Annotated in this window: 9 protein-coding genes; all 9 read right to left on the bottom strand. The window is 43.6% G+C overall.

The features are described from left to right. Positions 1–58 precede the first annotated feature (58 nt). Positions 59–4,285 (bottom strand): DNA-directed RNA polymerase subunit beta', encoded by a 4,227-nt coding sequence (rpoC, locus tag C0T34_RS17640; protein WP_098941728.1) that lies wholly within the window; start codon positions 4,283–4,285, stop codon positions 59–61. Positions 4,286–4,407: 122 nt separating this feature from the next. Beyond that, complete coding sequence (rpoB, locus tag C0T34_RS17645) at positions 4,408–8,436, bottom strand: DNA-directed RNA polymerase subunit beta (protein ID WP_072071066.1); 4,029 nt, start codon at positions 8,434–8,436, stop codon at positions 4,408–4,410. A gap of 351 nt (positions 8,437–8,787) precedes the next feature. After that, complete coding sequence (gene rplL / locus C0T34_RS17650; RefSeq protein ID WP_023583093.1) at positions 8,788–9,153, bottom strand: 50S ribosomal protein L7/L12; 366 nt, start codon at positions 9,151–9,153, stop codon at positions 8,788–8,790. A gap of 63 nt (positions 9,154–9,216) precedes the next feature. Next, positions 9,217–9,714 (bottom strand): 50S ribosomal protein L10, encoded by a 498-nt coding sequence (rplJ, locus tag C0T34_RS17655; RefSeq protein ID WP_006534706.1) that lies wholly within the window; start codon positions 9,712–9,714, stop codon positions 9,217–9,219. 326 nt (positions 9,715–10,040) lie between these two features. Beyond that, positions 10,041–10,742 (bottom strand): 50S ribosomal protein L1, encoded by a 702-nt coding sequence (gene rplA / locus C0T34_RS17660; RefSeq protein WP_098941727.1) that lies wholly within the window; start codon positions 10,740–10,742, stop codon positions 10,041–10,043. A gap of 4 nt (positions 10,743–10,746) precedes the next feature. After that, complete coding sequence (gene rplK / locus C0T34_RS17665) at positions 10,747–11,175, bottom strand: 50S ribosomal protein L11 (RefSeq protein ID WP_088494387.1); 429 nt, start codon at positions 11,173–11,175, stop codon at positions 10,747–10,749. Positions 11,176–11,321: 146 nt separating this feature from the next. Continuing rightward, positions 11,322–11,867, bottom strand: coding sequence for a transcription termination/antitermination protein NusG (gene nusG / locus C0T34_RS17670; RefSeq protein ID WP_004246900.1), 546 nt, complete (start codon positions 11,865–11,867; stop codon positions 11,322–11,324). A 7-nt stretch (positions 11,868–11,874) separates the two neighbouring features. After that, a complete protein-coding gene (secE, locus tag C0T34_RS17675) occupies positions 11,875–12,252 on the bottom strand; it encodes a preprotein translocase subunit SecE (RefSeq protein ID WP_023583091.1) in 378 nt (125 codons plus the stop codon). A gap of 272 nt (positions 12,253–12,524) precedes the next feature. After that, positions 12,525–12,641, bottom strand: a 117-nt coding sequence (locus tag C0T34_RS17680; RefSeq protein ID WP_204100991.1) for a hypothetical protein, incomplete at its 5' end; no start/stop codon positions are given.

Raw genomic sequence — 12,641 nt, forward strand, 5'->3', positions numbered from 1 at the left:
ACAGAAACAAAAAATGCCCTCACAATGGAGGGCATTTCAATCTAATCTAAATTAAATTTTAGTCTTTTAATCCACCGAAACCAGCATTCAGTAATTCTGCTAAGTTAGCAGATGCTTCATCAGCACTGATTGTTGTTTCAGTTTCATCTGTCGGCAGTTGTGATTGACGACGCTTCATACGATCTTGGTGATACGCATATCCAGTACCAGCTGGGATCAAGCGACCAACAATAACGTTTTCTTTCAAGCCACGTAACTCATCACGTTTACCTGCTACTGCCGCTTCCGTCAGAACACGAGTTGTTTCTTGGAACGATGCAGCAGAAATGAAGGATTCAGTTGCCAGAGATGCTTTCGTAATACCTAACAGGTCACGAGCATACGTTGCTGGTACTTTGCCTTCATCTTCCAGAACACGGTTTGATACTTTAACGCGAGCGTATTCAACCTGTTCACCTTCGAGGAACTCAGAGCTTCCTGCGTTCTCAATGGTAACTTTACGTAGCATCTGACGAACGATAACTTCGATGTGTTTATCGTTAATCTTAACGCCTTGTAAACGGTAAACTTCCTGTACTTCGTTAGTAATATAGCGAGTAACCGCATGAACACCACGTAAGCGCAGAATGTCGTGTGGTGATTCTGGGCCATCGGAGATAACATCACCGCGTTCCACAACCTCACCCTCGAATACGTTAAGCTGACGCCATTTAGGGATCATCTCTTCGTATGCATCGCTACCGTCTAATGGAGAAATAACTAGACGACGTTTACCTTTAGTCTCTTTACCGAACGAAACAATACCGCTGATTTCAGCAAGGATTGCAGGCTCTTTCGGACGACGAGCTTCAAACAGGTCAGCAACGCGTGGCAGACCACCGGTGATATCTTTAGTACCGCCAGATTCTTGTGGAATACGCGCTAAAGTGTCACCTGCGTTAATTGTAATGCCATCGTCTAACTGAACAATTGCTTTACCCGGCAGGAAGTACTGTGCTGGCATATCAGTATTCGGGATTAATACGTCATTACCTTGTGCATCAGTGATGCGCAATGCTGGACGTAAATCTTTACCGCTACCTGTACGCTCTGCTGAATCCAGAACAACCAGTGAAGAAAGACCTGTTAATTCATCTGTTTGACGTGTGATAGTTTGACCATCAACCATGTCAGCAAAACGGATGATACCAGATACTTCACTCACAACTGGCATTGTATGTGGATCCCAGTTAGCAACAGTTTCGCCACCATTAACTGCTTCGCCATCACCTTTCGCTAATTGAGCACCGTAAGGTACTTTATAGCTTTCTTTCGTACGACCGAATTCGTCAATTAAACGTAATTCAGTGTTACGAGAAGTGATAACTAATTTACCAGCAGTATTAGTAATGAACTTCGCATTGAACAGCTTCAGAGTACCTTTGTTACGTACTTGAATGCTAGATTCTGCTGCCGCACGAGATGCCGCACCACCAATGTGGAACGTACGCATCGTTAACTGTGTACCTGGTTCACCGATTGACTGTGCCGCGATAACACCGATAGCTTCACCTTTGTTGATGATATGACCACGAGCAAGGTCACGACCATAACAATTCGCACACACACCAAAGTCTGTGTTACAGGTTACAACTGAACGTACTTTCACGCTGTCAACTGAGTTTTCTTCTAACAGGTCACACAGTTTTTCGTTTAACAGGGTGTTACGTGGAACAAGAATATCGGCAGTGCCTGGTTTCAGAATATCTTCTGCAGCCACACGACCTAATACACGTTCACGTAGTGGTTCTTTAACATCACCACCTTCGATAACCGGAGTCATCATAACACCTTCGGTTGTACCACAGTCGTCTTCTGTTACGACTAAGTCTTGTGCAACGTCAACTAAACGACGAGTCAAGTAACCGGAGTTTGCTGTTTTCAGTGCGGTATCCGCAAGACCTTTACGAGCACCGTGGGTTGAGATGAAGTACTGGAGTACGTTCAGACCTTCACGGAAGTTCGCTGTGATTGGTGTCTCGATGATTGAGCCATCTGGCTTAGCCATCAGACCACGCATACCTGCTAACTGACGGATCTGAGCTGCAGAACCACGAGCACCGGAGTCAGCCATCATAAAGATGCTGTTGAAAGATACTTGTTGTTCTTCTTCACCATTACGGTTAATAACGGTTTCAGTAGACAGGTTTTCCATCATCGCTTTTGCTACGCGCTCATTCGCTGCAGCCCAAATATCGATGACTTTGTTGTAACGTTCGCCCGCTGTTACCAGACCGGATTGGAACTGTTCCTGAATTTCTGCAACTTCTGCTTCTGCTTCTGCAATGATCTCTGCTTTTTTAGCAGGGATAACCATGTCATCGATACCTACTGAAGCACCTGAACGTGCTGCGTAAGCAAAACCGGTATACATGATTTGGTCAGCAAAAATAACTGTTGGTTTCAAGCCTAATACGCGATAACAGGTATTCAGCATTTTAGAAATTGCTTTCTTACCTAGTGGTTGGTTAACCAACGCGTAAGGTAGGCCTTTTGGTACGATCATCCATAAAATAGCTCGGCCGACAGTTGTGTCTTTTAAGCTAGTTTCAGTGGTGATGTTACCTTCACCATCTTTGATCTCTTCAGTGATACGTACTTTAACGCGTGCGTGTAAAGAGGCTAAACCTGCGCGATAAACGCGCTCAGCTTCTTTAGGACCACTTAACACCATGCCTTCACCTTTGGCATTGATGCAGTCACGAGTCATGTAGTAAAGACCTAATACAACGTCCTGTGAAGGAACGATGATTGGGTCACCACTTGCTGGAGACAGAATGTTATTTGTTGACATCATCAGCGCACGAGCTTCTAACTGTGCTTCTAATGTCAATGGTACGTGAACCGCCATTTGGTCACCATCGAAGTCGGCGTTATATGCCGCACAGACGAGTGGGTGTAACTGAATAGCTTTACCTTCGATAAGGATTGGTTCAAATGCCTGAATACCTAAACGGTGAAGTGTTGGTGCACGGTTTAGCATCACTGGGTGTTCGCGGATAACTTCATCTAAGATATCCCAAACAACCGCTTCTTCACGCTCAACCATTTTTTTAGCGGCTTTAATTGTTGTCGCTAAACCACGGGTTTCCAGTTTTCCGTAAATAAATGGTTTGAATAACTCAAGAGCCATTTTCTTCGGTAGACCACACTGATGTAGACGCAGGTATGGACCAACGGTGATTACAGAACGACCAGAATAGTCAACACGTTTACCTAACAGGTTTTGACGGAAACGACCTTGTTTACCTTTGATCATATCAGCCAAAGATTTCAGAGGACGTTTGTTAGAACCTGTAATCGCACGACCACGACGACCGTTGTCTAATAACGCATCCACAGACTCTTGTAACATACGTTTTTCGTTACGTACGATAATGTCTGGTGCTGCTAAATCAAGCAGGCGTTTTAAACGGTTGTTACGGTTGATCACACGACGATATAAATCGTTCAGGTCTGAAGTCGCAAAACGACCGCCATCAAGTGGAACCAGTGGACGTAAGTCTGGTGGTAACACAGGCAATACAGTTAAGATCATCCATTCAGGTTTATTGCCTGATTGCATGAATGCTTCTAGTAACTTGATACGTTTAGTCAGTTTCTTACGTTTAGTTTCAGAGTTAGTTTCATTTAACTCTTCACGCAGCGTTTCACACTCTTGTTCCAGATCCATGCTCTGCAACAGATTCTGAACAGCTTCTGCACCCATCTTCGCATCAAATTCGTCACCGAACTCTTCTAATGCATCAAGATATTGCTCTTCTGTTAAGATTTGTCCACGCTCAAGGCTGGTCATCCCGCCTTCAACAACAACGTAAGATTCAAAATACAGTACACGTTCAATATCGCGCAGTGGCATATCCAGCAGCAGACCGATACGGGACGGCAGTGATTTCAAGAACCAAATGTGAGCAACTGGAGAAGCTAATTCGATGTGACCCATACGTTCACGACGAACTTTAGTTTGTGTAACTTCAACGCCACACTTCTCACAGATAACACCACGGTGTTTTAAACGTTTGTATTTACCACACAAACATTCGTAATCTTTTACTGGTCCGAAAATACGGGCACAGAAAAGACCGTCACGTTCTGGTTTGAACGTACGGTAGTTAATTGTTTCTGGCTTTTTAACTTCACCAAATGACCATGAACGGATCATATCAGGTGATGCCAGAGCAATTTTGATCGCATCAAACTCTTCGGTCTTGGTTTGCGCTTTCAGAAACTTTAATAAGTCTTTCACGAAATGGCTCCTGTCGGAGTTAGACCTGCCAGGCAAATGACCCCTGTCATTCACCCCTTTAAACCAGTGTAGTCACTGTTTGACAGACTGCCATTTCTAGCAGTCTGTCTATATGGAATACGTTATTCGTCTTCCAATTCGATGTTGATACCCAGTGAACGGATCTCTTTCAACAATACGTTGAACGACTCTGGCATACCTGGTTCCATCTGATGGTTACCATCAACGATGTTTTTGTACATTTTGGTACGACCGTTAACGTCATCCGACTTAACAGTAAGCATTTCTTGAAGAGTATATGCTGCACCGTATGCTTCCAGTGCCCACACTTCCATCTCCCCGAAACGCTGTCCACCAAACTGTGCTTTACCACCAAGAGGTTGCTGAGTAACCAAGCTGTACGAACCGGTAGAACGGGCGTGCATCTTGTCATCAACTAAGTGGTTCAGTTTCAGCATGTACATGTAACCAACAGTTACTGGACGCTCAAATTGTTCACCTGTACGACCATCGAAAAGTGTAATCTGACCAGAAGTTGGAAGATCAGCTAATTTTAGCATCTCTTTAATTTCCATTTCTTCTGCACCATCGAACACTGGTGTTGCGGTTGGCATACCTTTTTTCAGGTTTTCAGCCAGACGTAACACTTCTTCATCGCTGAAGGTGTCCAGATCAACTTTCTGACGAGGTGCCATACCCAGATCGTAAGCTTTCTGGATAAATTCACGTAACTTAGCAACTTCTTGTTGCTGTTTCAGCATCGCGTTGATCTTATCACCGATACCTTTAGCAGCCATACCCAAGTGAGTTTCAAGGATCTGACCGATGTTCATACGTGATGGTACACCTAGTGGGTTCAGTACGAGGTCTACTGGATTACCGTTTTCATCGTATGGCATGTCTTCAATTGGGTTAATCTTAGAGATAACACCCTTGTTACCATGACGACCCGCCATCTTATCACCAGGTTGGATCTGACGTTTAACAGCCAGGTAAACCTTAACGATTTTCAGCACGCCAGGTGCTAAATCATCGCCTTGAGTGATTTTACGACGTTTAGCTTCCAGTTTCTTCGCGAACTCAGCTTTCAGCTCATCATACTGTTCAGCTAATTGTTCTAACTGGTTTTGCTTCTCTTCATCCGCAATACCCAGCTCTAACCAACGTTCACGAGGTAATTTATCTAATTTCTCAGCTTCAATACCGCCAGCAATCAGAACACCACGGATACGAGCGAATAAACCAGCTTCAAAGATACGCAGTTCTTCAGTTAAGTCTTTCTTAACTTCACGTAACTGTGATTCTTCGATTTCTAATGCACGTTTATCTTTTTCTACGCCATCACGGGTGAAGACTTGTACGTCGATAACTGTACCAGAGACACCATTAGGAACACGTAGAGAAGAATCTTTAACATCAGACGCTTTTTCACCGAAGATAGCACGTAGCAGTTTCTCTTCTGGAGTTAGTTGAGTTTCACCTTTAGGTGTTACTTTACCAACCAGAATGTCACCGCCTTTCACTTCAGCACCGATATAAACGATACCTGATTCATCCAGTTTAGATAACGCTGCTTCACCAACGTTCGGGATATCAGCAGTGATCTCTTCAGGCCCTAACTTAGTATCACGAGAGACACAAGCGAGTTCTTGAATATGGATAGTAGTGAAACGGTCTTCTTGAACAACACGCTCAGATACAAGGATGGAGTCCTCGTAGTTATAACCATTCCATGGCATAAATGCCACGCGCATGTTTTGACCTAATGCTAGCTCACCAAGGTCTGTTGAAGGACCATCAGCTAACACGTCACCGCGATCAACAGGTTCACCTAAAGATACGCAAGGAGTTTGGTTAATACATGTGTTCTGGTTAGAACGAGTGTATTTAGTCAAGCTGTAGATATCGATGCCCGCTTCACCAGCGTAAGTCTCTTCTTCGTTAACTTTGATAACGATACGAGAAGCATCAACATACTGAACAACACCACCACGTTTAGCAACCGCAGTAACACCGGAGTCAACCGCTACTGCACGTTCCATACCTGTACCTACCAGTGGTTTATCACCACGAAGTGTAGGAACAGCCTGACGTTGCATGTTCGCACCCATCAATGCACGGTTGGCGTCATCGTGTTCAAGGAATGGGATCAGTGAAGCACCGACAGAAACAACCTGTTGGGTTGAAACGTCCATGTACTGAACTTGGTCACGACTAAATAAGCTTGACTCACCTTTATGACGGCAAGTAACTAATTCTTCAACAAAGTGATTGTCATCGTCTAATACGGAGTTAGCCTGAGCAATGATGAAGTTACCTTCTTCGATTGCAGACAGATAGTGAATTTCATCTGTTACAGCGTTGTTTTCAACAACACGGTAAGGCGTTTCTAGGAAACCGTACTCGTTAGTCTGTGCATAAACAGATAATGAGTTGATAAGACCGATGTTTGGACCTTCAGGCGTTTCGATTGGGCACACACGACCGTAGTGAGTTGGGTGTACGTCTCGAACTTCAAAGCCTGCACGTTCACGGGTCAAACCACCTGGGCCTAATGCAGAAATACGACGTTTGTGCGTAATTTCTGATAGCGGGTTATTCTGATCCATAAACTGTGATAACTGACTAGAGCCAAAGAATTCTTTGACAGCAGCAGAAATCGGTTTTGCGTTGATCATATCTTGTGGCATCAATGCATCAAGATCGCCTAAAGACAGACGTTCTTTAACTGCACGTTCAACACGCACCAGACCAACACGGAATTGGTTTTCAGCCATTTCGCCAACAGAACGAATACGACGGTTACCTAAGTGGTCGATATCATCCACTTCACCTTTACCATTACGGATATCAATCAGTTTTTTCATTACTTCAATGATATCTTCTTGGCTCAGAATGCCAGAACCTTCAACTTCGTCACGGCTTAACGAACGGTTGAACTTCATACGACCCACAGCAGAAAGATCATAACGATCTTCAGAGAAGAATAAGTTCTCAAATAAGTTTTCTGCAGCTTCGCGTGTAGGTGGTTCACCAGGACGCATCATGCGATAGATTTCAACTAACGCACTTAAACGATCGTTTGTAGGATCGACGCGAACAGTTTCTGAAATATAAGCACCATGATCTAAATCATTGGTAAACAGAGTTTCAATCGTTTTATGACCAGCTTGACTTAAGCGAGCTAACACATCTAAAGAGATTTCCATGTTAGCAGCACAAATCAGTTCACCTGTCGCTTCATCAATATAGTCACGAGCAACCACTTTACCTGCAATGTATTCAACAGGTACTTCAATGCGGTCAACTTGCTCTTTTTCTAATTGACGAATATGACGAGCGGTAATACGACGGCCTTTTTCGACATACACTTTGCCGTTTGCTTCAATATCAAATGAAGCAGTTTCACCACGCAGACGTTCAGGCACTAATGTCATCATCAGCTTGTTGTTGCTGATTTCAAACAGTGTTTTTTCGAAGAATAATCCTAAGATTTCTTCAGTGCTGTAGTTCATTGCGCGTAAAATGATAGTCGCAGGTAATTTACGGCGACGGTCAATACGGACAAAAAGGTTATCTTTAGGGTCGAATTCGAAGTCTAACCATGAGCCACGATAAGGGATAATACGTGCGTTATACAGTACCTTACCTGAAGAGTGTGTTTTACCTTTGTCACTATCAAAGAACACACCAGGGCTACGGTGTAACTGGGAAACGATAACACGCTCAGTACCATTGATAACAAAAGTACCATTATCGGTCATTAATGGGATTTCACCCATATAGACTTCTTGTTCTTTGATGTCTTTAACGGTGCCTTCTGGGGCTTCACGTTCATAAATGACCAGACGCAGTTTTACACGCAGAGGTGCTGAGTAAGTTACACCGCGGATCTGACATTCTTTAACATCAAAAACAGGCTCGCCTAAGCGGTAGCTGACATATTGTAATTCAGCATTACCACTGTAGCTTTGGATAGGAAATACGGAACGGAAAGCTGCTTCCAGACCGTTTTGACCATCAGGATCTTGCTCGATGAACTTCTGGAACGAGTCAAGTTGGATAGAAAGGAGATAGGGAACATCCAGAACTTGTGGACGTTTACCAAAATCCTTACGAATACGTTTTTTCTCGGTATAGGAGTAAACCATAGGGTTCCTCAGCTCGCTGAAAAGTGACCCACTCTGCCTGTCCTTAACTTTTTAAGGATGGCTCGACATTCTGCTAACACTGTTTTTTTGTAGGTAGGAAAACAACTATTTTCCGAATATTCATTGCTATTACTCTTAAATCATTTCATTGTGTCGAGCTCACTACCGAGCTTTCGAGAACGTGGATCGTAGTGATTAACACAGTATATTAAGTCGTCAATAGCAAAAAATATTAAAGTAATGAGACACCAAAAAAGTGTGAAAAAGTGACTCTTACCTTACAGCGCAAAAAGGCTGGTGACCAAAAAATCACCAGCCATCAGCCGTTAGGCTGCACTCTGGGAAGTTAAATTATTTAACTTCAACCTCAGCGCCTGCTTCTTCCAGAGCTTTCTTCAGAGCTTCAGCATCATCTTTGCTTACGCCTTCTTTCAGAGCTGCTGGTGCAGATTCTACTAAGTCTTTAGCTTCTTTCAGGCCAAGACCGGTAGCGCCACGTACTGCTTTGATTACTGCTACTTTGTTACCGCCGATAGCTTTCAGGATAACGTCAAATTCAGTTTTCTCTTCAGCAGCTTCTGCTGGACCCGCAGCAACAGCAACAGCTGCAGCAGCAGATACACCGAATTTTTCTTCCATCATAGAGATCAGTTCAACAACGTCCATTACAGACATTTCAGCAACTGCGTTTAAGATATCGTCTTTAGAAATAGACATAACAAGTGTTCCTAAAATTCAGAAAAAGTTTATACGTAAATAAAGCAACGAAGAAATTGGCTATTAAGCAGCTTCTTTCTGATCGCGCAGAGCAGCCAGAGTGCGAACCAATTTGCCTGCAGAGGCTTCTTTCATGGTTGCCATCAGGCGTGCGATTGCTTCATCGTAAGTTGGGAGTGTAGCCAGACGATCGATGTTCGAACCTGGGATAAACTCACCTTCAAAGGCAGCCGCTTTAATCTCGAATGCTGGGTTCGCTTTCGCGAAATCTTTGAACAGACGAGCTGCAGCGCCCGGATGTTCAGCAGAAAATGCAATCAAGGTTGGACCAACAAATGCATCTTTCAGTACTTCATAAGAAGTACCTTCAACAGCACGACGCAGAAGAGTGTTACGTACTACACGTACAGTAACGCCAGCTTCACGACATGCTTTACGCAGTTCGGTCATTTTAGCTACAGTAACGCCACGGGAATCCGCAACAACTGCAGAAAGCGCACCTTTGGCAACTTCGCTGACTTCAGCAACAATCGCTTGTTTGTCTTGAAGATTTAGTGCCATTAGCTTCTTGCTCCTGGATTAACCGAGTAAAAACTCGGGACTCACATCACTTATTACCACAATGGTATAAGCGCTAAAACACGGTGAGTAGAATCCAGAATATATAATTCTTTATTGGCTCTCTCACCGTCTACGCAGGAAAATTAAGTAATTACTTACACCTGCGGTCTTGGACGGGGTCTGGATAGGCCAGACTCCAACCGAAATTCAGAGAATTTAGTTATGTAGACTTAAATAAAATACCACATAGCTAAACTCAAGGCGTCAAATTCTATACAAATTTGACGCCAAGGTAAAGTCTTTTATGACTTTAGTCTAATCTAAGATTAAACTGTCGCGCTTAAGCTAGCTTGATCAATCGCAACACCTGCACCCATAGTGGTAGACAGGCTTACTTTCTTGATATAAACGCCTTTCGCTGCTGATGGTTTTGCTTTTTTCAGAGCAACCAGCAGAGCTTCTAAGTTTTCTTTCAACTGAGTTTCGTTGAAATCAACTTTACCGATAGTGGTATGGATAATACCATTTTTGTCGTTACGGTAACGAACCTGACCAGCTTTAGCATTTTTAACTGCTTCAGCAACGTTAGGAGTTACAGTACCCACTTTCGGGTTTGGCATTAAGCCACGTGGGCCAAGGATTTGACCTAATTGACCTACAACGCGCATTGCATCTGGAGATGCGATAACAACGTCGAAGTCCATTTCGCCAGCTTTAACTTTAGCAGCTAAGTCGTCCATACCGACTAATTCAGCGCCTGCTTCTTTAGCAGCTTCTGCATTTGCACCTTGTGCGAATACAGCAACGCGAACTGAACGGCCAGTACCGTGTGGAAGTACAGTTGCACCACGAACGTTTTGATCTGATTTACGTGCATCGATGCCAAGGTTAACAGCAACGTCAACGCTTTCAACGAATTTAGCAGTAGCCAGTTCTTTCAGTAAAGCAACTGCTTCAGCAATTTCGTACTGTTTAGTTACTTCAACTTTCTCACGGATATTGCGCATGCGCTTGGTTAGTTTAGCCATCAGATTAATCCTCCACTACCAGGCCCATGGAACGAGCAGTACCTTCGATTGAACGCATCATAGCTTCAACGTCAGCACCAGTCAGGTCCGCAGCTTTAGTTTCTGCGATTTCACGAACTTGAGCAGAAGTAATTTTACCTACTTTCTCTTTGTTCGGTTTGCCAGAACCTGATTTCACGCCCGCAGCTTTCTTCAGCAGAACTGCTGCTGGAGGAGTTTTGGTAACGAAAGTGAAAGAACGGTCAGCGTAAACTGTAATAACAACAGGAATTGGTAAACCTTTTTCAACGCTTTCAGTTTTAGCGTTGAATGCTTTACAGAATTCCATGATGTTAACACCTTGTTGACCCAGAGCTGGACCAACTGGTGGACTTGGATTAGCCATACCTGCAGAAACTTGCAGTTTGATATAGGCTTGGACTTTCTTAGCCATTAATTAATTCCTCAATGTGGGTATATCGCCCGGCTAGGGCTCCCCGATTTTACTTTGTTCTGTCTTATGACAAAACAACTCAAAACGAAAGGTGGAAAATTGTAGATAACTTTTCCACCTTTTGCAAGAAAGCAACGTAAAAAGGTTTAACCTTTTTCAACCTGACTAAAGTCTAATTCAACTGGTGTTGCACGACCAAAGATTGATACAGAGACTTTTAAGCGGCTTTTTTCGTAATCAACTTCTTCAACAACACCGTTAAAGTCAGCGAATGGACCATCGCTAACACGAACCATTTCACCTGGTTCAAACAGTGTTTTAGGACGCGGTTTATCACCAACTTGTTGTAAGCGATTCATAATTGCATCAACTTCTTTATCGCTAATTGGTGCAGGTCTGTCAGACGTTCCGCCAATAAATCCCATAACACGAGGTACATTACGTACTAAGTGCCAAGTTGCATCGTTCATGACCATTTGGACAAGAACATAGCCTGGGAAAAATTTACGCTCACTTTTGCGACGTTGACCGCTACGGATCTCAACCACTTCTTCGGTTGGAACCATAACTTCGCCGAATGAGTCTTCCATTTCGTTTAATTTGATATGTTCACGCAGAGACTGTGCAACACGGCCTTCAAAGCCTGAAAAAGCCTGAATGACATACCAGCGTTTTTTTGGAGAATCAGTCATGAACACCTCACAGGCCAGTAATAAAGGAAACAAAACGAACCAGAATGCCATCCAGTCCCCAAAGAACTAATGACACAATAGCCGTCACTGCAGCAACAATCAGGGTTGTCTGCAATGTTTCTTGACGTGTTGGCCATACTACTTTACGCATTTCAATGCGCGCTTCGCGAGCAAATGCTAATGTTGCTTTACCTTGTGTTGTCCACAACGCGATCCCACCCGCTGCTACGAACAAAGCAACAACAGCTAAAGCTCGTAACGCTAGGTTAAATTCACGGTAAAGATAGTTGCCACCCACCGCTACTGCCAGCAATAAAACGGTAATGATCCACTTAGCGATATCACCACCGCGTTTGCTATCTTGAGCTCCGCTATTCGCACTCATAAATTAACCTGTCATATGATGTAAATAAATAGCCAGCTTGCCTCGCAAGAGCAAAACAAATCAGACTAACCATAAAATCAACTATGATTGCATCTGACACAGCGTCATATCTCTATGACATTCGTATCTGCAAGATACTGGACTCGATTCGTTGTATCAGAGCCTATCTCACCAATAATTTACAGCAAACTAGTGATGAGATAGGTTCTTTTTCAAACAACGCATAAAAAGGGCATCAATTGATGCCCTTCTCTAGGAAATTACGCGAGTAATTAACCTAATACTTTAGCAACAACGCCCGCACCTACTGTACGGCCACCTTCACGGATAGCGAAACGTAAACCGTCGTCCATCGCGATTGGGTGAATCAGTTCAACGATCATGTTAAC

The sequence above is a fragment of the Proteus sp. CA142267 genome (genome assembly GCF_003336825.1).
Lineage (GTDB): Bacteria > Pseudomonadota > Gammaproteobacteria > Enterobacterales > Enterobacteriaceae > Proteus > Proteus terrae.